The sequence below is a fragment of the Winogradskyella ursingii genome (assembly GCF_013403975.1).
Lineage (GTDB): Bacteria > Bacteroidota > Bacteroidia > Flavobacteriales > Flavobacteriaceae > Winogradskyella > Winogradskyella ursingii.
Genome location: NZ_JABFDH010000003.1, coordinates 409607 through 432709, shown reverse-complemented (window position 1 = coordinate 432709; position 23103 = coordinate 409607). Strand labels below are relative to the sequence as shown.

Sequence of the window (23103 nt, the reverse complement as noted above, 5' to 3'; positions counted from 1 at the left end):
AAGTTAGTAGCAATTTTTCTGCTTCTGTTTATTATTGTCTTTTTGATACTTTCTATCCCTGCCGTGCAGACCAAATTAGGGCAATATGCTACAGATCGTATTAATAGCGATTATAAAACTAACATCAATATAGGAAGGGTCGGTTTGCAACTCAATGGAGATATTGAACTTAAGGATGTTTTGATACGTGATTATAAAAAGGACACGCTATTTGGTATTGGTGAACTCAACAGTTCCATCATCAGTTTTAGAAATTTATATAACGGCAAACTGAATTTTGGTGATATTGATATTCAGGATTTTGTTTTTAACCTAAAAACTTATAAAGGCGAAAGAGATACTAATCTAGATATTTTTGTCGCAAAGTTTGATGATGATAATCCAAGAAAAGAGAAAAGCGAATTTCTATTTTCCTCGAGCGACATGTCTATTGAAAATGGAATTTTTAGGCTAATAGACGAAAACAGAGAAAACCCGAAAGTGCTTGAATTTACCGACCTCAATGCCAACACAACAAACTTTCTTATTAACGGTCCAGAGGTCAGCACAAGAATTAATACGTTCAAATTTCGAGATACAAGAGGCATTGAGGTAATGAATTTAACCTCAAATTTTAAGTATACATTAACTGATATGACGTTTGAAGGGTTAAACATAAAAACAGAACGTTCAGAATTAAAAGGAGATTTACGTTTTGATTACAGGCGCGAAGATCTTCAAGATTTTGTGAATAAGGTGAATGTCACGGCAAGCTTTAAAGATTCTGAGGTTTCGCTAACCGAGCTAAATGTGTTTTTTGATGAATTCGGAACCAATCAGCGTGCGAGCCTTAATGCAGATTTATCAGGAACTCTTAATGATTTGAAAATTGAAAACCTTAACGCAAGCACCACAAGGAATACGCGTATTATTGGCGATATAACCTTTAAAAACCTTTTCAGTCGCGACGAGGACAGTTTTGCTCTAAACGGCCAGTTTCAAAATCTAGCTTCAAATTATTACGATTTAACAGCCTTATTGCCTCGCATTTTGGGCAGGACCGTACCAACAGTATTATCTAAGGTGGGTAATTTTACTATTCAGGGAACATCTTACATAACAGCCAAAGCAGTGAAGGCAGACCTTAAAATCCAGACCGATTTAGGTTATTTAGAATCTGATTTACAGCTCACTAGTATTGATAACATTGATAATGCAAGCTACGTCGGTAACGTCATTTTTCAGGATTTTGATATTGGTAAATTAGTTAATGAACCTTCTTTAAAAACGACCTCTTTAGATTTGGACGTCAACGGAAAAGGTTTTACGGTAAATAATTTAAAAACAAAGATTGAAGGAGACATATTTTTATTGGATTATAATGGTTACGTTTATAAGAATATCAATGTTTCAGGTGATCTGGGAAGCCGAATATTTAACGGGTTGGTAGAAGTAAATGATCCCAATCTTCAACTTAATTTTGATGGATTGGCAGATTTAAGTCAGGACGAAAATAAATTCAACTTTAAAGCAGATGTACCTTATGCCAATCTTAGAGTGCTCAATTTTGTAACACGAGATAGTATAGCAGAGTTTAGGGGAAATGTGAATATGACCGCCAATGGCTCCAGCTATGACAATGCTTACGGCACAATAAATATTCAAAATACAACTTACAAAAATCAGGACAACACTTATAACTTTGAAGATTTTAAGATTGTTTCCTCATTTGACAATGAAGAGCGGACGCTCACCATTAACTCCCCAGACATCATCGATGGAAAAATCACTGGAAAGTTTAAAATTGACGAAATTTTAGATCTGACGGAAAATTCAATTGGTAGTATTTATACCAATTACATCCCAAATGAAGTTGAGGCTGGACAGTATCTTGATTTTAAATTCAACATTTATTCTAAAATTGCTGCGGTATTTTATAAGGATTTAATCTTGGGGAAAAACACGTTTATCGAAGGTCGCATTGAAACGGATGAAAAGGGTTTTGAGCTTAGGTTTAATTCACCTGAAATAAAATTCAAGCAATATTTTGCAACGTACATCGACTTACGTGTGGATAATAGTAATCCCTTATTTAATACGTTTGTTGAAATTGATAGTCTCAACACAGGATTCTATAACGCTTCGGATTTTAGTTTAATTAATGTCACCAAAAGGGATACCTTATTGATTAAGACTGAGTTTAAGGGTGGTAAAAATAATATTGACGATTATAATCTTAATCTTTTCTACACCATTGGTCAAGACAATAAATCCATCATTGGCTTTAAAAAGTCAGAATTAGAGTTTAAGCAAAATGATTGGTTTATTAATTCGGAACAAGACACACTTAACAAAATAAAATTTGACCGAAAATTTAAGACGTTCGATATTTTTCCGATTAGAATCACTCAAGGAAGAGAGGAGATTTTACTTTCTGGTGTTGTTTCTGATTCACTTAACAAAAATCTGACGGCAAGTTTTAAAGATGTCGAGCTGCGAAAAATCACTCCACAAATAGATAGCCTTGATTTAAAAGGAACGGTTGATGGCAAACTGAATCTGGTTCAGAATAATGGCGTGTATTTGCCAAAATCTGATGTAGTTGTTAGCAATCTATTTGTAAACGATTTTGATTTAGGTATACTCACGGCCAATATTGAAGGAAACAATTCTATCACCGACTACGATGTAAATGTGTCTTTGGTCAATGACAATGTAAAATCTCTATCTGCTTTAGGAAGCATCAATTTTACGGAGAACAATCCTACCATTAATCTCGACGTAGCTTTTGATGAATTTTTGCTCGACCCACTAAATCCATTAGGAGAAGGTGTAATAAACAATATTAGAGGTTTGGTATCAGGAAATGCCAAAGTTACAGGGAGCCTTAAAAAACCCAGTATTGATGGAAAGCTGCTTTTGGATAGGGCAGGTCTGGCCATACCTTATCTTAATGTAGATTATGATTTCGATTTTGATTCGGAAGTGACATTGTCCAACCAGCGATTCATTTTTAACAATGTTGCGATGACCGATTCAAAATTTTTCTCAAAAGGGAATCTGAACGGCTTTATTGAACACGATAATTTTACCGATTGGGAACTAGGACTGGATTTAACCACCAAACGTTTACTGGTATTGAATACAGAAGAAACCCTCGATGAATTGTATTACGGGACGGCCTTTGTTTCTGGCAATGCGCAAATATATGGACCGACCGATAAATTAGTGATAGATGTTGAAGGTAGCACAGCTTCGGGTACGGTTTTTAATATTCCATTGAATGATTCCGAAAGTTTTGGTGACAACTCGTATATCCATTTCTTAAGTCCAGAAGAAAAAGCAGCAAGAGTTAACGGTGTGGCTTTTGAGCAGACCGAAATTAAAGGTTTGGAGCTTAACTTTGATTTAGACGTTAACCAGAATGCTACTATAGAGATAGTAATAGACAAAGAAGCCGGAAGCACTATCAAGGGCAGAGGCGAGGGTAACTTGGTGTTTTTAATTAATACCAATGGCAGATTTAATATGTGGGGCGATTTTGCAGTGTTTGAGGGAATTTATAACTTTAAGTACGGAGGCTTTGTAGAAAAGCGCTTTGAGGTTGAGCAAGGTGGAAATATAGTTTGGGAAGGCGATCCATTAAAGGCACAAATTAACTTAAAGGCATTATATAGAACTACGGCTAACCCTTCTATTTTATTAGATAATCCAATAAGTCAGCGAATTCCGGTAGAGGTAGAAATTCAACTTACAGGACAATTGGAGCAACCACAACCAGATTTTAATTTGAGGTTCCCAAATGTTACTTCAACTGTAAAATCAGAGCTGGATTATCGTTTATCTTCAAAAGTAGAGCGAGATAATCAAGCACTAACATTATTGGCTACGGGTGGGTTTTCCAATGGTGTGCGAGGTGTGAACTTTACGGGAACATTGTCTGAACGCTTAAGTGGGATAGTCAATAACATTCTCGGTGGCGCTAACGAAAATTTAAATGTAGGTCTGGATTTGGAACTAGGACAAGATACACCAGAATTGCAAACTAATAATAGAGTGGGAGTGACGCTTCAAACTAGAATAAGTGACAAGATTTTAGTTAATGGTAAGGTCGGAGTTCCTTTTGGTACGGCCACTCAAACTGTGATAAGTGGGGATGTTCAAATAGACTTATTGTTAAATGAAGATGGGACATTGCGCGCGAAAGTTTTCAACCGTGAAAATAGCATCAGAAATTTTGGTCAGGAAATTGGTTACACACAAGGTGTTGGTCTTTCCTATAATGTAGAATTTGATTCATTTAAAGAATTAATTCAAATTATATTTTCAGGAAAAAATAGAAAAGATAAAAAAATCGAGGATACGGTCGAGAAGAACGCAAAATCAGAAGACGAAAATCTACCTTCCTACATCACCATGAAACAAAAGAAATCTAAATCTTAGACGGTTTTTTGGCAATTTGATTCGTCGATTGAAAATACTTATTAACGAAAACGTTTGAATTTCTCTGACCCTCTACATTTTCTTTAAATAGTCCTATTATTCTTTGCTTAGTTTATTAATTTTACTTTAAATAATTATATAAATGGCAAACACGATAAAAAAAATAGCAGTACTTACATCGGGAGGAGATTCTCCAGGAATGAATGCTGCCATTAGATCTGTTGTTAGAACTTGCGCATATCATAGCATTGAATGTATTGGAATCTATCGTGGATACGAAGGCATGATTGAAGGAGATTTTTTAGAAATGGATGCGCGTAGTGTAAAAGGAATTATTAATAAAGGAGGCACTATATTAAAATCAGCGCGTTCTAAAGAGTTTAGAACAAAAGAAGGTAGGGAAAAAGCGCACACCCAATTAGTAAAGGCTGGTGTTGATGCTTTTGTTGTTATTGGTGGAGACGGAAGTTTTACTGGTGCAATGGTATTTAACTCAGAATTTAACTTTCCTGTAATGGGAATTCCAGGAACAATTGATAACGATATTGTAGGTACTTCCCATACGTTAGGCTATGACACTGCTTTAAATACCGTAGTTGAGGCTATTGATAAGATCAGAGACACAGCCAGCTCGCATAACCGACTGTTTTTTGTTGAGGTAATGGGAAGGGATGTTGGTCACATTGCTCTAAATGCAGGCGTTGGAGCTGGTGCAGAGGAAATTCTTATTCCTGAGGAAGACTTAGGTTTAGATAGATTATTAGAATCATTGAGACGGAGTAAAGCGTCAGGAAAATCGTCAAGTATCGTAGTTGTAGCTGAAGGGGACAAAATTGGCAAAAACGTATTCGAATTAAAAGATTATGTAGAGGAAAACATGAGCGAATATGAAGTACGAGTATCCGTTCTTGGTCATATGCAACGTGGCGGTTCTCCATCCTGTTTCGATAGGGTCTTGGCTAGTAGAATGGGTGTAAGAGCGGTAGAGGGTTTGTTGAATGGAGAAAGCAACCTAATGGTTGGTCTTAAAAATGATGTTATGACAACAACCCCTTTCAATCAATCAGTAAAAGGCAAAATGCCAATAAACAAGGAGCTTTTAAGAGTTTCGGATATAATGACAGTTTAACACATGTAAAACAAATTTAGAATAATATGTCAAATTTAAAATTAGGAATAAACGGATTCGGTAGAATTGGACGAATAGTTTTTAGAGCAACCGTGAAAAGAGACAATGTAGATGTTGTAGCTATTAATGATTTGTTGGATGTTGAGCATTTAGCGTATCTTCTCAAATATGATTCTGTTCATGGACCGTTTGATGGAGAAATAGAAGTAAAAGATGGTCATTTGGTTGTGAACGGAAAAACGATTAGAGTCACATCAGAAAAAGATCCAAAAAATCTTAAATGGGATGAAGCTGGTGCCGATGTGGTAGCAGAATGTACAGGGATTTTCACTTCAATGGAAACCGCTCAATATCACATCGATGGTGGAGCAAAAAAAGTGGTGATTTCAGCACCTAGCAAAGATGTGCCAATGTTTGTAATGGGTGTGAATGACGATAAGTTAACGTCAGATAATAAAATTGTTTCGAATGCATCATGTACAACCAATTGTTTGGCGCCATTGGCAAAAGTAATTGAAGATAATTTTGGTATAGAAGAGGCTCTTATGACTACTATCCATGCAACCACCTCTTCTCAATTTACAGTTGATTCACCAGCACGTAAAAATTATCGTTTGGGACGTAGTGCCCTTAACAATATTATACCAACTTCAACTGGAGCTGCAAAAGCAGTAGGGAAAGTAATTCCGGAGTTGGACGGTAAATTGACAGGCATGGCCTTTAGAGTACCAACCGTAGATGTATCTGTCGTGGATTTGACCGTGAGAACAAAAAAGGATACATCTTTAGAAGAAATCAAAGCAGCAATGAAAAAAGCAGCTGACGGAAGTATGAAAGGTGTTATGGGATATACTGAAGATGCCGTTGTTTCCCAAGATTTTGTGAGCGAAGAAAGAACGAGTGTTTTTGACGCGGATTCTGCTATAGAATTAAATTCAAAATTCTTTAAATTAGTATCTTGGTACGATAATGAGTTCGGCTATTCAAATAAATTGGTAGATTTGGCAGAGAAGGTAAATAACCTTTAAAATTTATAATATAACTATTGTAAAAATTCTGTAGAATTATGATAGTGTCATTTTCTATGGAATTTTTTTATACCCTAACTATATGATTTTAATTACAGACGGAGGTTCAACAAAGTGTGATTGGATTGCTATTAACGAAGATGGCAGCAGAAGCATAGAAAAAATTAGAACTAAGGGCCTCAATCCAGCTATAATTGAAGAAAAAAAACTAAGAAAGACCATAAGAAAAAGTCAGGAATTAATGGCTTTGCAAAATGAGGTCACTCACGTATTTTTCTATGGAGCTGGTTGTGGAACAGAAAAACCAAGACTGTTACTAAAATCTATTTTATCATCTATATTCACTAAAGCTCATATAGAGGTGAAGGAAGATACCTATGCTGCTGTGAGAGCATGCATCAATAAAAAGGACGAAGCTGCAGTAGTCTGTATTTTGGGTACTGGTTCTAATTGCAGCTATTTTGACGGCAAGGATTTGCACCAAAGGGTTTCAAGTCTTGGATTTATTTTAATGGATGATGCTAGTGGCAATTATTTTGGCAAGCAATTGATACGCGATTACTATTTCAATAAAATGCCAGAAACCATTAAATTTTCTTTTTCAACTAAGCACAATTTGGACGCAGACCATATTAAACATCATTTATATAAGCAACCTAACCCGAGTGCCTTTCTCGCTGGTCATGCTGAGTTTATGTTTTTAAATAAGGACTCAGAGTACATCAGGAACCTCATTAGAGATGGAGTTCGATTATTTACCGAAAATATGATATTGCAGTTTAAAGAGGAATTAAAAAGCTGTCCAGTTCATTTTGCTGGTTCCATCGCTTATTATGCACAGGATCAAATAAGGGAAATAGCTAAGGAATATGGTTTTACAGTGGGTAATTTTGAAAGAAGACCTATAGAAGGTTTGGTAACTTACCACGTTGAGAATTTGAAATAACCTAATTTCTCGCTACATGTAAAATTTTTAATAAGCTGTTGATAAAACTAACTATTGCAGTTGTGAAACTTATAATTTGGTTATATCTTTGTCACATCTAACGCGTAAATAACAGAAAACAATGTTCGAATTTGATCAATATTTAGGATTTTTAGCATTTTTAACCATACTTACTATTGGTTTTTGGTTAATGATTTTCCTTTTAACCTTTGTGATCCCTTACTGGGTATTTGGTTCTGCTATTGAGCGTTTTAAAGAAATTAAAGAAGAAAGAAAAGAAAAACGTGCTTTGGAGTCACGATAACAAAATTTATATATAAAATTAAAGAGCGCAATTTGCGCTCTTTTTTTTGTTTAATTTTAAGACGAATTTAATATTTCAAAATTATGCTTTTACGTTGTATTATATTTTTCTCAATATGCATTTCAACTCAAGTCCGAGGACAGCAAATTTTACCAGAACGCCAACGTGCCGAAGTAGTTGATAATATCCTTAAGGAGAGATTCGATAATCTATTACCGCAATTAATGGATAAGACCGGATTTGATATGTGGATTATTATTTCGCGGGAATACAACGAGGACCCAGTACTAAAAACCATGCTGCCTGCAACTTGGCTTAATGCGAGACGCAGAACTATTTTGGTGTTTTACAGGAATAAAGAAAAAAATACAATTGAAAAACTGGCTGTGGCGCGCTACAATTTTGGCGAAAATATAGTATCTGCCTGGGAAAAGGAAAAACAGCCCGACCAATGGAAGCGATTAGTTGAAATTATTGAAGAAAGACAACCAAATTCTATAGGACTTAACTATTCTGAACATTTTAATATTGCCGATGGTTTGGTAAAAACAGATTATGATGAATTTATGTCGTACCTACCTAAATCATACAAATCAAAAATAAAATCCGCCGAAAAACTTGGAATCGCTTGGATTGAAACCCGAACAGAAACCGAAATGGTCATCTACAATCAGCTGATAGATATTACACACGATATTATTGCTGAAGCTTTTTCAGAAAAAGTAATTACTCCGGGCATAACAACGACGACAGATGTAGAATGGTGGATGCGAGATAAAGTCACATCGTTGGGATTAGAAACGTGGTTCCATCCAACGGTTGATGTCCAAAGAACAGCAGAAGAATTGGGTAACCATCTGTATGCGTTTTCAAACCGGCCTGAAGATATGGTAATTCTACCAGGTGATTTGTTGCATTGTGATTTCGGTATTACTTATTTAAGGTTGAATACAGACTGCCAAGAATTAGCCTACGTTTTAAAACCAAATGAAACTGAGCCTCCAAAATTTTTAGTTGAGGCTTTAAAAGATGGAAACCGAGTTCAGGACATATTCACTTCAAATTTTGAAACTGGAAAAACAGGCAATCAAATTTTAAAAGAATCTTTAAATATGGCAAAAGACGAAGGACTTAGACCATCAATTTATACACATCCTTTGGGTACTTATGGCCATTCTTCGGGCACAACGCTTGGCATGTGGGATTCACAAAGCGGAGTTCCCGTAAATGGAGACTATCCTCTACACGAAGATACAGTTTATGCGATAGAACTAAATACCACTGTAAGCATTCCAGAATGGAAAAGAGACATTAGGATTATGCTTGAAGAAGCCGGTTTTTGGGGTGAAAATGGATTTCGATATGTGAACGGTCGGCAAACAAAATTGTTGACTATTCCAAGGGTTAAAAATCATCAAGGGAATTAATAACCTTACTTGTTTGAATGCCTATAAAACAAATAAGAAGCAATTAAACCTATAAGTGTAAAAACACCCATCACTCCAAAAGCGTTTTGTAAGCCTACTGCGCCTTTGTCCGCATCCAAAAAATAACCCATTACTAAACCTGCAAAAATATCTGGTGTATAACCAACAATGGAAATGAATCCAACGGCTGTTCCTGTCACAGCAAGTGGAATTTTAGCTTCTTCAAGTGTTGCGAAATAAAGCACTCTTGCCGAATACACCCCTAATGCCATAGTTCCAATAGACAATATAAATAGAAGCGTTGTGGAGTCATCAATTATTCCAAGGTAGAAAATTAAACTAGTTACGGTCATTAAAAAGAAACCAACTACAATCCAAAGAGAGGCTTTTGTTCGGTCAGCAAGTAAACCAATGACAACTCCAATTACTGGTCGCATATATAACAGATAGGTACCGACCTTGGCAGCTTCAATTTTATTATAATTCATAACTTGTTCTGCATATTGGCTAAACAAATCGGTCATTTTATATCCGTAATAGGCACAAAGAATAATAATCATGAGCAGCCAAACGGCTTTGTATTTCATTACGATCCTAAAATTTTCAATCGTCAATAATTTAGAGGTTTTTTTTATATCAATGTTGCTGGTATCATTGAATCTTAGCAAGAAAAATATCATGAATCCAATTACCATAACAGCAATTGAGGTATAAGTTATTACTTGTTTAAATGCTATTCTTCTTTCTTCAATTGAGGTCAATTCAATCTCTTTTGTAATAAAAAGCGAAAAAATAATTACACCTACCGATCCAAAAAGTGCAGCTACCAAACCACGACCTCCATCCAAAAAGCCAAAAGCAATACCTTGTTTATCTGAGCCTCCCCAAATTCGTGTTGCTTTGATCATTGCAGCCCAAAACAAGAAAATTGTGGTAAATCCCCAAAACCCATAAAGTATGTGAAGGTTGTAAAGATTCGGATAAGTGGCTAAATAGAATCCGCCTAAAGCAGTAAGAATTAATGCAACTGACATTAATAAATTTGGTTTAAATCTATCTGCCAAAGGACCACCAAATAGATAGGAAGCCAATGCCACTATTCCGTAGGCTGAAAAACAACTACCCAATTCGGTTTGAGAAATTGAAAACGATTCTAAGAACGTTGTTCTAAATATACGCTGTAGTACAAAAGGCAAAATAAAAACAGCCTCTGCAGCTAATATTAGAAGAAGTATTACATGCAGAGGTTGTTTTTTGGGTCTTTCCATATAGTTTAATAAGGATAGAATAGATAGACTTTAGAATTAGGACCAGATTTCAACTTTTTCTTTAAATTTTTATGCAAAGTTTGAAAATTCTCGTAATTAATTCCTTTACAAATACCGTAACCGTAGTGATATCTGAGAAATTCAATATCTAATTCTGTTAGTCTTTTTTCTTGAGAGTGACAACTAGAAAAATAACTTTCACATGGCAATTCTTTCAACATTCTAAAATATCCTAGAGATTGAACAAAAAATCTTTTCATCTCCATAAGTTGAAGTTTTTTGCTAAAATAAACCTCTGAGTTTATGCGCATAGCTAGTTTATCAATTTCGCCATTTTTCCAATGCATATAATAAACAGATTTGTCTTTTTTATTAATTTTAGATTCGTAATCATAATCTTCACTCGTATAAATAACGTAATTAGATGCTTCAACTTTATTCACGTAGTTTACAGAAAGCGAATCTATTTGAGCTAAAACATCGTCAACGAAATTTTTAAAATCTTTCTTAACATCTTTTTCTATATTTTTAGCAAAGAAAATGTTCAATGGTTTTTTCCAGTAAAGGGTTGTGCGCTTATTGTCTGTGCTGTCGTTTCTAAGACCAAATGCTGTCTGAGCATAAATATTTAGAAATGTTGAATCTTTGTATTTGTAGGGTACCATTCTACCATTAGGTCTAGGCTTGTTTGGCATAAGTACAAGCGTATCTTTCTTCACATATCTAAAATTCAACGAGTCTTTTTTCGTCAAAGGACCAAAGCCAGCATCTCTATATTGTTTAATTGGTATATATGTTCTGAAAATGGTATCTCCTTTTCTATTCTGTGCGTTAAGTATGCAAAAACTAAAAATTAGCCAAATTAATAAAGTTGTAGCATGTTTCATAAGTCCGATAAGTAAGTGCTAAGAATTTTGTTATATTCTGTTGAGTTTATGGATTCGTGAAAAATATAATTATAGTGAATTTTAAGTATCAGTAAATCGTGTTTTGATAAAGTGTCGGAGTTCTCGTAAATTGGGCTAATTAAACTTGTCTTATCTTTAAATATTCGAATTGGAAAAAAACGCCCAAGGCTTAGAAAAAAAAGTTGCTTAAGGCTTTTTTCTTGTATTGTTTTCTTGTCGTGATTTGTATTTATTTTTAAAACGCAGCTTTTTATCCTAGAAAAACCTCCTTTTGTCATTTTATAGCTACCATTATTAAATGCAAATTTCTCTTTTTCTTCCTCACTTTTAAATTTATAACTGTCTAAGTTAAATTCTTCATCACTTGATTTTATCAAGTAATTAGCGTCGTCGATATTTTTTGTTATTGAAATAGTTAAGTTTGGAATATTTTCGAAATTTTTAATAAAAGTAATTAGATTTTCTTTTAAATATTTGGGAATTGATTTGTCAAAATGCACTATTACTGGTGCTGTCCACTGATATAAATTATATGGGTTTTTTGAGTTTTTATTAGTGTAATAAAAAACCGAAATATTATGAGTACGAAGTGCATCTTGAGCTAAACTGTCTCTGAAGACTTCTTTGTCAAAAATGATTTTTTCTTTAAGAATAACTAAACTGTCTTTCTCATAAATTGAATTTTTAACTTTTTCGAATTTTAAAGGTTGTAGAATAGAGAATTTATCTTCTACTTGGCAAAACGCCAAATGAATATTAGTAGTTATCAGAAAAATAATTAAGAGTCTATTCGTAATCATACCTGCAAAACTCCCATATTAAAAGGTTTTTCGATGGGAGCGTGGTTAGCAGCTTCAATACCCATACTAATCCAAGTTCGTGTTTCTAATGGGTCAATGACTCCGTCGGTCCAGATCCTTGCAGCAGCATAATAGGGTGAGACTTGGTTGTCATATCTGCTTTTTATTTTATTGAACAACTCCTCTTCTTTTTCCTTGGTAATAGTCTCACCTTTTTTCTTGAGAGAAGCAGTTTCAATCTGAAGTAATACTTTAGCCGCAGAATTCCCACTCATCACAGCCAACTCAGCACTTGGCCAAGCTGCAATTAGACGCGGATCATAAGCTTTTCCGCACATGGCATAATTTCCTGCACCATAGCTGTTTCCAATAACTATTGTGAATTTGGGAACTACAGAATTACTGACAGCATTCACCATTTTAGCACCATCTTTAATGATACCGCCATGTTCAGACTTGCTGCCAACCATAAAACCTGTGACGTCTTGTAAAAATACCAACGGAATTTTCTTTTGGTTACAATTAGCTATAAAGCGAGTCGCCTTGTCGGCCGAGTCGTTATAAATAACACCTCCAAATTGCATTTCGCCTTTTTTAGTCTTAACTAATTTTCGCTGATTTGCAACAATACCTACTGCCCAGCCATCAATACGAGCATAGGCTGTGATGATAGTTTGACCATAACCTTCTTTGTATTCGTCCAATTCAGAATTATCAACCAAACGCTTAATAATTTCTTTCATATCGTATTGGTCTGCTCTGCTCTTGGGAATAATACCATAAATGTCCTCTGGATTTTCTGAGGGTTTAGCAGTTTTGACTCTATTGAAACCAGCTTTATCAAAATCACCAATTTTGCCAACTACAGATTTAATTCTGTCCAGCGCATCCTTATCATCTTTAGCTTTGTAATCGGTAACACCAGAAATTTCGCAATGTGTAGTTGCTCCACCAAGAGTTTCATTATCAATAGTTTCGCCAATAGCAGCCTTAACTAAATAACTTCCTGCTAAAAATATACTTCCTGTTTTATCAACAATCAAAGCTTCGTCACTCATTATTGGTAAATACGCACCACCAGCTACACAGCTGCCCATAACTGCTGCAATTTGGGTGATTCCCATGCTGCTCATAACGGCGTTGTTTCTGAATATACGTCCGAAATGTTCCTTATCGGGAAAGATTTCATCTTGCATAGGTAAAAACACACCAGCGCTGTCCACGAGGTAGATGATAGGTAATCGGTTTTCGATCGCTATTTCCTGAGCTCGAAGGTTTTTCTTTCCTGTAATAGGAAACCACGCGCCGGCTTTAACGGTTGCATCGTTAGCTACTACAATACATTGTTTGCCGCTTACGTATCCCATTTTTACAACAACACCACCAGAAGGACAACCACCATATTCCTTATACATGTCCTCACCAGCAAAAGCACCAATTTCGATGGACTTAGATTTAGGATCCAATAGATAGTTAACACGTTCTCTAGCAGTCATTTTACCTTTGTTATGATGCTTATCTATACTTTTCTGGCCTCCACCAAGTTTCACATGTGCCAATCTTTTCTTTAATTCTGAAAGTAAAAGTTTATTGTGGTCTTCGTTTTTATTGAAGTTTATATCCATTGGTTAATTTGTTTGCTACGAATTTACGAAACCCGTATCCAATTAAAAAGTGAATAATTTGTTAAAATAAAAAACATGGAAATATATTCCTTGGAAAATAAATTCATTTTCACTATTTTTGATTAACTAAAAAATTGAAAACTAAATGAAACATATTATAGCCTTCGCAGGGAGCAACAGCTCAGACTCAATTAATAAGCAATTGGCAACTTATGCAGCATCTTTGGTATCTGATGTTAAAGTTGAAGTTTTGGATCTTAATAATTTCGATTTACCAATCTACAGTAAGGACCTAGAAGCTAAAGAGGGCATTCCAAAAAATGCCATTAAGTTTTTAGATATATTAAAAAAAGGAGATGGGATTGTACTTTCTTTGGCAGAGAACAATGGCGCTTATTCTGCTGTATTTAAAAATTTGTTCGATTGGTTGTCCAGAGAAGAGCAGAAAAATTGGCTTGGAAAACCCATGCTACTAATGGCAGCATCGCCTGGTGCTAGAGGTGGGAAATCGGTATTGCAAATGGCCGCTGACCGTTTTCCGCGACACGATGCCAATATAGTCGGTAAATTTTCATTTCCTTCTTTCGATGAGAACTTCTCGGAAGGGAAAATTACTAACGATGACTTAAATAAGGAACTTTTAGAAGAAGTTAAACAATTTAAAAACAGCCTGTAACTATGGAAGTTAAACACGAAAAATTAAAATTGAAGAATCGCTTTGTCTTGATTGAAGACAAAAAAGAAATAGGTGAAATGACCTACGAATTTAGGAGAGATAACATTATGGATATCAATCACACTTTTATTGATGAAGATTACAGAGGAAAGGATTATGGACATAAATTGGTTGACGCTGCAGTAGCGTTTATGAGAAAGAATGATATTAAGGCAATACCAAGTTGTCCGTATGTAAAAAAGGTTTTTGATGAACATCCTAAATACTCAGATGTTAGATTATAATTCTACAATACAAATAATTACCAATGGGAGATCTAACAAAGGATATTAATTCAAAATTTGACAACAATCGTATAAAAGCATTGCTCAATATTTTGTATACAGCAAATTGGATTACTAGTTACCAAAATGAATTTTTTAAGGATTTTGGCATTTCTCCACAGCAATACAATATTTTAAGGATTTTACGTGGTGCAGATCAACCTCTAAAAGTGCAGACTATTAAAGATAGAATGTTAGAGCGCTCTCCCAATGCGACGAGACTGATGGATAAACTTTGCTCAAAAAATTATATTGAGCGGCTTCCATCAGAGGATGATAGACGCGTGGTGAAAATTGTGATTACAGATGCAGGTAAAAGATTATTGGCATCTATACCTAATAACCTTAATAAAGATTTACTCAAAAATCTAAGTGAGGAAGAGGCAGAACAATTAAGTGATTTGCTTGATAAAATGAGATAGAAAAACAGCAATGCAAATATTCTTTTAAGGATATTATAATAACTGCTTAAATGAAAACAAATACAATTAAACATATAGGGCGTAGCGAATTCGTTAATATGGGACCAATAAGGCTGCGTCAGCCATTACCAACAAAACGAATCGATAATATTGATCCGTTTATACTATTGCACCACTATGGGCCTTATGAAATATCAGCGGATAACAATCCATTCGATTTGGGGCCTCATCCACATAGAGGTTTTGAGCCTATTACTTTTCTTGTCCAAGGTGAACAATTACACAGAGATTCGCTCGGTAACGAAAGTATAGTTAAAGCTGGAGATGTGCAATGGACTACAGCTGGAAGAGGTATCATTCATGCTGAAAAACCAACAGCCGAATTCGTGAATAAAGGAGGTGTAATTGAAGGGATTCAATTATGGCTTAATTTACCTGCAGAAAAGAAAATGATTCCTGCCAATTACCAGCATGAAAAAGCTAAAGATTTTAGAAAAGTGATATCTGAAGATAAAAAAATAACAACTCAAATTATCGCTGGCGAACTTGAAGAAACTTATGGTAGAATTAAAACCCAAACTGCTGTAAATGCTTTTATGATTTATGCTGAAGAGGATGGTTATCAGTTTATTTCATTCGACAAAAGCCATCAATGTATGCTTTACCTTTTGAAGGGAAAAGTAATTATTAATGAATCTGAAACACTAGAATTCAATGAAAATCAGTTGATTCAATTTAACCAAGATGGAGAAGGTTTTTCAATTAAAGCGGCATCAAATAGTTTATTGTTATTCCTTTCTGGTGAACCACTAAACGAAAAAGTAGCTACTTACGGACCATACGTAATGAATACCCAAACAGAAATTATGGAAGCTATGAGAGATTACCAAATGGGCAAAATGGGTTTTTTAGTTCCTTAAACCTCAATGATCAGTCAAGGTCATTTTGGGTGCCAAAAACTTAAATAGAAATATTATCTCATAATTTCAATTAATGTAAGTCGTATCAAAAATAATAATATGAAAACAATTATCCACAAAGCAAATACAAGAGGTTATGCCGATCACGGCTGGTTAAAGTCGCATCATTCATTCAGTTTTGCGAGTTACCAAAACCCAGAACGTATGAATTTTGGTATGTTACGCGTATTAAACGATGACGTTGTTCAGCCAAAAATGGGATTTGGAACGCATCCTCATCAAAATATGGAAATCATTTCTATACCGTTAAGAGGGGCATTATCGCATAAGGATAATATGGGAAATAAACGTGCCATAGAGGTAGATGAAGTTCAGGTTATGAGTGCCGGCACAGGTTTAACACATTCAGAATTTAATGATAGCAAATCACAAGAGGTTAATTTTTTGCAATTATGGATCTTACCTCAAGAATTGAATGTAACACCCAATTACGAACAACGAAAATTTGCTAAAAAAGAGAGGCTGAATAATCTTCAAACTATTGTAGCACCAAAAGATAATATTGAAGGTGACGCCTTGCCGATCAGTCAGCATGCTTATATCTATCGTTCAAATCTAGATTCAGAAAAAACGATAAGTTTAAAATTAAAATCTGAAAACAACGGATTATACGTTTTCGTGCTAAATGGCTCAGTAGAAATTACAGAAAATCAATTGACTAAAAGAGATGCAATTGGAATATACAATACGGATAAGGTCACTATAAAAGCAATTGAAAATTCTGAATTAGTAATTGTTGAAGTGCCAATGCAATAAATTTTGAAATATATCGATGATAAATGCATCCCAAATCGGGATGCTTTTTTGGTTAAAATAACGATATTTGTATTTCGACTAACTATCAAAAAATAAAATAGAGATAAATATGGCAATGAATAAAAATACAGTGTTAGCATGGGCCACATGGATTATGATTGTTGTTGGACTAGCCCTAATTGCTTTGGGAGCATTTAGATATCACGAATCCGCTGGATGGGGTTTTGCCTCTGTCGGAATTGGTTTCTTAGCAAATGCTTGGGTATTCAATGCATTAAAAGGAAGGGTATAAGAGATATTAATTGTATTAAATACAATTTGTGAGTATTGTCCAATTAATCTAATCAAGAACCTAACTGAGAAGCTTGTAAATAAAATGTAACCTCAAAAAATTTAACTCAAAATGAGTGATGATAAAAAAGTAATTTTTGCCATGTCCGGTCTTACCAAGACTTTTCAGGGAGCAAATACACCAGTCTTAAAGAATATATATTTGAGCTTCTTCTACGGAGCAAAAATCGGGATACTTGGTCTAAACGGTTCAGGTAAATCTACTTTGCTAAAGATTATTGCAGGAGTAGATAAAAATTATCAAGGCGATGTAGTTTTTCAGCCAGGCTACACCGTTGGCTATTTAGAGCAAGAGCCCCAATTGGATGATGAAAAAACCGTTATGGAAGTGGTGCGTGAGGGTGCTGCAGAAACCGTGGCTATACTTGATGAATATAACAATATAAATGATCAGTTTGGTTTGGAAGAAGTTTATAGCAATCCTGATAAAATGGAAAAGCTAATGAATCGACAAGCAGAGCTTCAGGATCAAATAGATGCATCCAATGCATGGGAGTTGGATACCAAATTGGAAATCGCTATGGACGCGCTTAGAACGCCTGAAGGTGATAAAAAAATAGGTGTGCTTTCGGGTGGAGAAAGACGTCGTGTAGCCCTTTGCCGTTTATTGCTCCAAGAACCTGATGTATTGCTTTTGGATGAGCCTACCAACCATTTAGACGCTGAATCTGTACATTGGCTTGAGCATCATTTAGCGCAATACAAAGGGACTGTAATTGCGGTGACGCACGATAGATACTTCTTGGATAATGTAGCGGGTTGGATTTTAGAGCTAGATAGAGGAGAGGGGATTCCGTGGAAAGGAAACTACTCATCTTGGTTAGATCAGAAATCGAAGCGTATGGCTCAGGAGAGCAAGACAGCTTCTAAACGACAAAAAACATTAGAGCGTGAGTTAGAGTGGGTAAGACAAGGTGCCAAAGGTCGCCAAACTAAGCAAAAGGCACGTTTAAAAAATTACGATAAATTAATGAGTCAAGATCAAAAGCAACTTGACGAAAAATTGGAAATTTACATTCCAAACGGCCCACGTCTCGGAACTAATGTGATTGAAGCGATAGGTGTAAGTAAAGCCTATGGGGATAAATTATTGTATGAGGATTTAAATTTTAACTTGCCACAAGCAGGTATTGTTGGTGTCATTGGACCCAACGGTGCTGGTAAAACTACCATTTTTAGGATGATAATGGGAGAGGAAAATCCTGATAAAGGAGAATTTAAAGTCGGTGAGACTGCTCAAATCGCTTATGTGGATCAAAAACATTCTAATATTGATCCTGATAAATCAATTTGGCAAAACTTCAGTGATGAGCAAGAGTTGATTATGATGGGAGGTCGACAAGTTAATTCCAGAGCTTATTTAAGTAGATTTAATTTTTCTGGAAGCGAACAAAATAAAAAAGTAAAATTGCTTTCTGGAGGTGAACGTAACCGTTTGCATTTGGCCATGACGTTAAAAGAAGAAGGCAACGTATTACTATTAGATGAGCCAACCAACGACCTAGACGTGAACACATTAAGAGCACTAGAGGAAGGTTTGGAAAACTTCGCAGGTTGTGCTGTAGTGATTAGTCATGATCGATGGTTCTTAGATCGTATTTGTACACACATCTTAGCTTTTGAGGGAAATTCTCAAGTGTATTTCTTTGAAGGAAGTTTTTCTGATTATGAAGAAAATAAGAAAAAGCGCTTAGGTGGAGATTTGATGCCTAAACGAATTAAGTATAAAAAATTAGTGAGATAATAACACTAACAACAAAAAATAAAAAAGCCAGCTTAATAGCTGGCTTTTTTGATTAATTTTTTTTGCGAATTAATTATCACCGTAAAGGTGTCCACTTGTAAAGTCTTTATAAGTTTCATCTACATCCTCAAAAGCGTTGGTTTCCATAAGTTTTTTATTCTCAGACTTAAGTTTGTACATCTTTATAATCGCAATGAGAATAAACACTAAAAATATAGAAGCGACAGTGATTAAAATCATGGTCAACTGTGTTACAGTTACCATTAATAGTTTTGTGTAGAGTAGATTATACATAATTATTATGTTTAGACTTGGGGATATCTATGCAAGACAAATATATATAAAAAATTAATGTTAAACACTTAATATTAAATATTTTACCAATTTTAACTAAATAAAACACCGATTAACCGTGTTAATAATCCGACAAAACGCAGTGTATTTGAGCTTTACGTAAGATTTTATATGTTAATAACTTAAATTAAAAGAGACTGAAAATTTAACTTTTTCAGTCTCTTTTAGTCATTTAATTATGGATTCTCAGAATTAATACCATTCTAGAAGTTCTACATTTATAGAATCGTCACCTTGATTTACCAAACTTTTAAATTTATCGACATCACTAAATCCGTCAGCTCCTCTGTAATGATAGGGATATACCGTATTTGGTTTAAATTCCAAGACAGCATCTGCAGCATTTTCAACAGGCATAGTATAAGGTAAATTCATACACACAAAAGCTTTATCTATATTTTCTAGACTTCTCATTTCCGGAATATCCTCAGTGTCACCAGATATGTAGATCCTTTCGTCATCTATTGTAAGCACATAGCCATTTCCTCTCCCCTTTGGATGTTTATCCATATCTTCTTTTCTCAAATTATACATTGGTATAGCTTCAATATTTATAGTTTTAAAATCATAAGTATCACCATTGTTTAGTGTTACAATTGTTTTTCCAAGATTTTTTGGTAATTTTTCAATAACGGCTTTCGGTGCGATAATTGTTGAATTCTTTAAGTTTAAGGCCTCTAATGTTTCTAGATTTAAATGATCCCCATGAATATCTGTGATAAGTACTAAATTTGGTTGATCTTTACCTTTAAAAGCCTCTGCACCTCCAGTTGGATCAATAAATATAACCTCACCGTTGCTTTCTAAAATCATGGTAGCGTGCTTAATTGGTGTGATTTTTAGACTCTGTTCGTTATCTATAGTTTGAGAATCATTCATTGTGACATTTTCGCTTTCTTCGGTTTTGACGTCACTCTTCTCGTTTTTACAGCTAAAAAATAGAATTACTGTGAGTGGGACTAAAATTATTTTTAAGTATTTCATGTGTATTGGTTTGTTGGTTTAATTGTACGATATAAAGATATAAAACAATAAGCTATATAGATAAGTCTGTAACATTTTGATAACATTTACTACATATATTTTAGAGGGTAAAATTTTTTTCCTCTTATAAAATTACCGAAATTGCTTATCCATTAATTGTTCAATTTAATACCACCAAATAATATGTCTGATGATTTTGATTTATTAGAAACCAATTCCAACGAAAAAACTGAAAAAGTAGATGTTAATTGGGGAAAAGCCATTGACCAAATGAAGTCCAAATTGGCTCAAGAGGATGATCCTGAAAGTCGTCAGAAAATATTAAATGCTACTTTAGATAACGTAGTGGATATGGCTGAAAAAGACCGTTCCACATTATTGGATGCCATCAAGGACTTAACGGATTATCAAGATGAAGTTGGTATTATGTTCGAGGGGTTTTCTGCACTTAACGCAGCTGAGCAAAAAGTCATTGACGACGCCATTAAGCGATTAGAACGCGCTAAAGTTGAATTGGAAGACGCCAAAGCAAAACCAGATACGTGGTGGAACAATCTTTGGGGACGTAAAAGTAAAATCCGTGAAGCTGAGGAAGAACTTCAAAATGCCCAAAAAGAGCGTGATGCATCTGATAATAAGGCGAAAGCAATGTTTCAGCAACGTATTGAAAATGCAGATGTACAAACATTGTTGAATGAACTTTCTTTTAAAAGTCAAGCTGCAATCAAGCGATTAAAAGACAGGGAGCTCGAAATCAAAGAAGTTGAAGAAAGTTTGAAAACAGCAATTGTTGAAGCCAGCAATAATCACACTAAAGCACTTCAAAAGAAAAAGGAAGTTGAAGATAAATTGGAAGAGCAGTATGCTTTGCTTAAACAAGCTCGTCAAGGTTTAGAAGAAGTTGCCGATAAACAATCTGCCGAGTATTCCGAAGCTTTAGAGAAGGTAACACAGTTAGAGCAAAAAGTTGAAGAATTGGAAGGGCTTAAAAACGCTTACACCACTTTGGCAGCTTCAAAAGATAGTTTTGTACATAAGCATAATCTAACTATTAAAGTATTAACGTCTTTACGTAGCAACTTGCAAACACATCGTGCAAAATTGAAATCAGATACAGACGAAAGATTAAAATATTATGACGGATATGTTGTAGCATTAAAGGCGAGAACTGACCAAGAATTCGCAGCTATTTTAGAGCATTTAGGTGTTAAAACCGATGAACATATTGGTGAAACTCTAGCAGCAATGCATACGGCTAGTGCTAAAGCACGTCAGGAAATGATGGATAATATTCCAGTTCACGAAAAAGTAATGCAAGGTGTTTACAGCAGTTATGCTGAGGCTTTACAAGAAATCAGGGCAAAGGATGTGGACATCCAAAAGAACTTTGCAGACCGTTACGGTATTGACATGAAAGAGATCTTTGAAGATTATTATAATGCTGATGCTAGTGCACCTTCTGGAGGTGATGATGCAGGTAAACCAGCTGGTGAGCCACAACCAAAGTCTGACGAAGATGATTTATTATCATAAAATTAATTTAATCAATTATCTATAGAACAAAAACTGCAGATTATAAAACTATATGATTGTTACTCCGCTTGATTCTGCCGTTTTAGATTCCAAAGAGCAGTATGTGTTTTATCATAAAATGATAGACTTTACGCTCAAGGAGCTTATCGTCACGGTTCAACATCATAAAATTATAAATGATCAAGAAATTCGGTTATTTAAGCAGTATTGCGATTTGCTATTGTATTCCATCGAAGCCATGCGAGTTAAGTACATGTATGACGACGAGGAAAACATGAAGGTCGATTTAACCGATTCTGGATTTCCTAATTATTTAGAGTTTCGATATTTATTCAATGATTTAGGATTACGAGAGGAATATCTCGGAAAGCTGACTGATATTGAAACGCTAAAGGAAGAATTTCTTGATACATTGATGAGAAAGAAAGAACCGATTTCAAAACGAAAACTCTTTCAAGCGGCATCAATTGTCTATTATTCATCGGCTAAGAAGGAATATATTTTCAATCGGTTTGTTCAAGGTAAAATTCTTAAAGCACCAGAAGGATCACCTGCTGAGTATTTAATAAGCTGGAGTTTTTATGAGGTATCTCACAACAGACCATTCGTTTGCTACATGTATTTTAATTACGATGGTAATCCGCAAAAAGACAGAGAAGATATTTATTACGTTTTAAAAACAGTTGCCGATCGTGAAATGAATTTAGATACCATGGCTTACGCCATCGATAAACGTTTGCCAGATTTATTTCCTAAACTTATAAAACGTGTTGATTTAGGTCCAATACACAACGTTTTTGCCAAAGATGAAAACAAAGTGACGCACGCCATTTTAGACGGAATTTCAAAAAAAACAATTCCGCTGGAATCCTTTGCCATTTCCTTCAAAATCGATGAAGTCAATTCAAAAAGTGAATTCAAAGAAGGCAGTTTTTTCAGCAAGCAAACGTTTCAAAAGTGGAATCCTATTTTCCGCAGAAAATATGTATTTGCACCACATAGAATTATACAATTGCTATATAACAAAACACCAGAAATTATGAATAAGTTGGACAAGCCGCCAATTGAAATTTCTGATTTAAAAATAAAATAAAGAGTTTTCAGTCGCAGTCGCAGTCTTCAG

At 34.9% G+C, this 23103-nt stretch carries 21 protein-coding genes; 15 read left to right on the top strand and 6 right to left on the bottom strand.

Features of this window, described 5'->3' with window-relative positions; genetic code table 11:
- The first annotated feature begins 42 nt into the window (after positions 1 to 42).
- From HM983_RS09310 to HM983_RS09285, 6 genes are all read left to right on the top strand, one after another.
- On the top strand, positions 43 to 4422 hold the full coding sequence (locus tag HM983_RS09310) for a translocation/assembly module TamB domain-containing protein (protein ID WP_246277494.1): 4380 nt from the start codon (positions 43 to 45) through the stop codon (positions 4420 to 4422).
- A 142-nt stretch (positions 4423 to 4564) separates the two neighbouring features.
- Positions 4565 to 5551: a 6-phosphofructokinase gene (gene pfkA, locus HM983_RS09305; RefSeq protein ID WP_179345142.1), complete on the top strand. Its 987-nt coding sequence runs from the start codon at positions 4565 to 4567 to the stop codon at positions 5549 to 5551.
- Between the two features lie 26 nt (positions 5552 to 5577).
- Positions 5578 to 6579 carry a type I glyceraldehyde-3-phosphate dehydrogenase gene (gene gap, locus HM983_RS09300; RefSeq protein ID WP_179345141.1) on the top strand — a complete coding sequence of 334 codons (1002 nt, stop codon included), beginning with the start codon at positions 5578 to 5580 and terminating at the stop codon, positions 6577 to 6579.
- 82 nt (positions 6580 to 6661) lie between these two features.
- Complete coding sequence (locus HM983_RS09295) at positions 6662 to 7525, top strand: N-acetylglucosamine kinase (RefSeq protein ID WP_179345140.1); 864 nt, start codon at positions 6662 to 6664, stop codon at positions 7523 to 7525.
- A 121-nt stretch (positions 7526 to 7646) separates the two neighbouring features.
- A complete protein-coding gene (locus tag HM983_RS09290; RefSeq protein WP_179345139.1) occupies positions 7647 to 7829 on the top strand; it encodes a hypothetical protein in 183 nt (60 codons plus the stop codon).
- 83 nt (positions 7830 to 7912) lie between these two features.
- Positions 7913 to 9256 (top strand): M24 family metallopeptidase, encoded by a 1344-nt coding sequence (locus tag HM983_RS09285; protein ID WP_179345138.1) that lies wholly within the window; start codon positions 7913 to 7915, stop codon positions 9254 to 9256.
- A 5-nt stretch (positions 9257 to 9261) separates the two neighbouring features.
- Here the strand turns inward: HM983_RS09285 and HM983_RS09280 are convergent, their stop codons facing one another.
- The 4 genes from HM983_RS09280 to HM983_RS09265 are packed head-to-tail and all read right to left on the bottom strand — an operon-like array spanning position 9262 to position 13857.
- Positions 9262 to 10524, bottom strand: a complete 1263-nt coding sequence (locus HM983_RS09280) for an MFS transporter (protein ID WP_179345137.1) — start codon at positions 10522 to 10524, stop codon at positions 9262 to 9264.
- Between the two features lie 5 nt (positions 10525 to 10529).
- Positions 10530 to 11411 (bottom strand): hypothetical protein, encoded by an 882-nt coding sequence (locus HM983_RS09275; protein ID WP_179345136.1) that lies wholly within the window; start codon positions 11409 to 11411, stop codon positions 10530 to 10532.
- The gene (locus HM983_RS09270; protein WP_179345135.1) at positions 11408 to 12232 is read right to left on the bottom strand and encodes a hypothetical protein; all 825 of its coding nucleotides are present in this window, start codon (positions 12230 to 12232) and stop codon (positions 11408 to 11410) included. Before HM983_RS09270 ends, HM983_RS09275 begins: the two co-directional genes overlap by 4 nt.
- The gene (locus tag HM983_RS09265) at positions 12229 to 13857 is read right to left on the bottom strand and encodes an acyl-CoA carboxylase subunit beta (RefSeq protein WP_179345134.1); all 1629 of its coding nucleotides are present in this window, start codon (positions 13855 to 13857) and stop codon (positions 12229 to 12231) included. Before HM983_RS09265 ends, HM983_RS09270 begins: the two co-directional genes overlap by 4 nt.
- A gap of 145 nt (positions 13858 to 14002) precedes the next feature.
- Between HM983_RS09265 and HM983_RS09260 the strand changes: the two genes are divergently transcribed.
- From HM983_RS09260 to ettA, 7 genes are all read left to right on the top strand, one after another.
- Positions 14003 to 14533: an NADPH-dependent FMN reductase gene (locus tag HM983_RS09260; RefSeq protein ID WP_179345133.1), complete on the top strand. Its 531-nt coding sequence runs from the start codon at positions 14003 to 14005 to the stop codon at positions 14531 to 14533.
- A 2-nt stretch (positions 14534 to 14535) separates the two neighbouring features.
- Positions 14536 to 14817: a GNAT family N-acetyltransferase gene (locus HM983_RS09255; protein WP_179345132.1), complete on the top strand. Its 282-nt coding sequence runs from the start codon at positions 14536 to 14538 to the stop codon at positions 14815 to 14817.
- A 23-nt stretch (positions 14818 to 14840) separates the two neighbouring features.
- Positions 14841 to 15278, top strand: a complete 438-nt coding sequence (locus tag HM983_RS09250; protein WP_179345131.1) for a MarR family winged helix-turn-helix transcriptional regulator — start codon at positions 14841 to 14843, stop codon at positions 15276 to 15278.
- 50 nt (positions 15279 to 15328) lie between these two features.
- Positions 15329 to 16198 (top strand): pirin family protein, encoded by an 870-nt coding sequence (locus HM983_RS09245; RefSeq protein ID WP_179345130.1) that lies wholly within the window; start codon positions 15329 to 15331, stop codon positions 16196 to 16198.
- A gap of 99 nt (positions 16199 to 16297) precedes the next feature.
- Positions 16298 to 17014 (top strand): pirin family protein, encoded by a 717-nt coding sequence (locus HM983_RS09240; RefSeq protein WP_179345129.1) that lies wholly within the window; start codon positions 16298 to 16300, stop codon positions 17012 to 17014.
- 109 nt (positions 17015 to 17123) lie between these two features.
- Positions 17124 to 17306, top strand: a complete 183-nt coding sequence (locus tag HM983_RS09235) for a CAL67264 family membrane protein (RefSeq protein WP_179345128.1) — start codon at positions 17124 to 17126, stop codon at positions 17304 to 17306.
- A 111-nt stretch (positions 17307 to 17417) separates the two neighbouring features.
- The gene (ettA, locus tag HM983_RS09230) at positions 17418 to 19109 is read left to right on the top strand and encodes an energy-dependent translational throttle protein EttA (RefSeq protein ID WP_179345127.1); all 1692 of its coding nucleotides are present in this window, start codon (positions 17418 to 17420) and stop codon (positions 19107 to 19109) included.
- Positions 19110 to 19178: 69 nt separating this feature from the next.
- Here the strand turns inward: ettA and HM983_RS09225 are convergent, their stop codons facing one another.
- Positions 19179 to 19403 (bottom strand): hypothetical protein, encoded by a 225-nt coding sequence (locus tag HM983_RS09225; RefSeq protein ID WP_179345126.1) that lies wholly within the window; start codon positions 19401 to 19403, stop codon positions 19179 to 19181.
- A 252-nt stretch (positions 19404 to 19655) separates the two neighbouring features.
- Positions 19656 to 20447 carry an MBL fold metallo-hydrolase gene (locus HM983_RS09220; RefSeq protein ID WP_179345125.1) on the bottom strand — a complete coding sequence of 264 codons (792 nt, stop codon included), beginning with the start codon at positions 20445 to 20447 and terminating at the stop codon, positions 19656 to 19658.
- 183 nt (positions 20448 to 20630) lie between these two features.
- Between HM983_RS09220 and HM983_RS09215 the strand changes: the two genes are divergently transcribed.
- Positions 20631 to 21980, top strand: a complete 1350-nt coding sequence (locus HM983_RS09215) for a coiled-coil domain-containing protein (protein ID WP_179345351.1) — start codon at positions 20631 to 20633, stop codon at positions 21978 to 21980.
- A gap of 52 nt (positions 21981 to 22032) precedes the next feature.
- On the top strand, positions 22033 to 23073 hold the full coding sequence (locus HM983_RS09210) for a hypothetical protein (protein WP_179345124.1): 1041 nt from the start codon (positions 22033 to 22035) through the stop codon (positions 23071 to 23073).
- The last annotated feature ends 30 nt before the right edge of the window (positions 23074 to 23103 follow it).

What these genes read in the sequence shown, in the direction of transcription:
- HM983_RS09290 (WP_179345139.1), top strand. Translation starts at nt 7,647, where the DNA reads ATGTTCGAATTTGATCAATATTTAGGATTTTTAGCATTTTTAACCATA.
- pfkA (WP_179345142.1), top strand. Translation starts at nt 4,565, where the DNA reads ATGGCAAACACGATAAAAAAAATAGCAGTACTTACATCGGGAGGAGAT.
- HM983_RS09255 (WP_179345132.1), top strand. Translation starts at nt 14,536, where the DNA reads ATGGAAGTTAAACACGAAAAATTAAAATTGAAGAATCGCTTTGTCTTG.
- HM983_RS09225 (WP_179345126.1), bottom strand. Translation starts at nt 19,403, where the DNA reads ATGTATAATCTACTCTACACAAAACTATTAATGGTAACTGTAACACAG.
- HM983_RS09220 (WP_179345125.1), bottom strand. Translation starts at nt 20,447, where the DNA reads ATGAAATACTTAAAAATAATTTTAGTCCCACTCACAGTAATTCTATTT.
- gap (WP_179345141.1), top strand. Translation starts at nt 5,578, where the DNA reads ATGTCAAATTTAAAATTAGGAATAAACGGATTCGGTAGAATTGGACGA.
- HM983_RS09285 (WP_179345138.1), top strand. Translation starts at nt 7,913, where the DNA reads ATGCTTTTACGTTGTATTATATTTTTCTCAATATGCATTTCAACTCAA.
- HM983_RS09210 (WP_179345124.1), top strand. Translation starts at nt 22,033, where the DNA reads ATGATTGTTACTCCGCTTGATTCTGCCGTTTTAGATTCCAAAGAGCAG.
- HM983_RS09240 (WP_179345129.1), top strand. Translation starts at nt 16,298, where the DNA reads ATGAAAACAATTATCCACAAAGCAAATACAAGAGGTTATGCCGATCAC.
- HM983_RS09250 (WP_179345131.1), top strand. Translation starts at nt 14,841, where the DNA reads ATGGGAGATCTAACAAAGGATATTAATTCAAAATTTGACAACAATCGT.
- HM983_RS09215 (WP_179345351.1), top strand. Translation starts at nt 20,631, where the DNA reads ATGTCTGATGATTTTGATTTATTAGAAACCAATTCCAACGAAAAAACT.
- HM983_RS09270 (WP_179345135.1), bottom strand. Translation starts at nt 12,232, where the DNA reads ATGATTACGAATAGACTCTTAATTATTTTTCTGATAACTACTAATATT.
- HM983_RS09265 (WP_179345134.1), bottom strand. Translation starts at nt 13,857, where the DNA reads ATGGATATAAACTTCAATAAAAACGAAGACCACAATAAACTTTTACTT.
- HM983_RS09260 (WP_179345133.1), top strand. Translation starts at nt 14,003, where the DNA reads ATGAAACATATTATAGCCTTCGCAGGGAGCAACAGCTCAGACTCAATT.
- HM983_RS09235 (WP_179345128.1), top strand. Translation starts at nt 17,124, where the DNA reads ATGGCAATGAATAAAAATACAGTGTTAGCATGGGCCACATGGATTATG.
- HM983_RS09295 (WP_179345140.1), top strand. Translation starts at nt 6,662, where the DNA reads ATGATTTTAATTACAGACGGAGGTTCAACAAAGTGTGATTGGATTGCT.
- HM983_RS09280 (WP_179345137.1), bottom strand. Translation starts at nt 10,524, where the DNA reads ATGGAAAGACCCAAAAAACAACCTCTGCATGTAATACTTCTTCTAATA.
- ettA (WP_179345127.1), top strand. Translation starts at nt 17,418, where the DNA reads ATGAGTGATGATAAAAAAGTAATTTTTGCCATGTCCGGTCTTACCAAG.
- HM983_RS09245 (WP_179345130.1), top strand. Translation starts at nt 15,329, where the DNA reads ATGAAAACAAATACAATTAAACATATAGGGCGTAGCGAATTCGTTAAT.
- HM983_RS09275 (WP_179345136.1), bottom strand. Translation starts at nt 11,411, where the DNA reads ATGAAACATGCTACAACTTTATTAATTTGGCTAATTTTTAGTTTTTGC.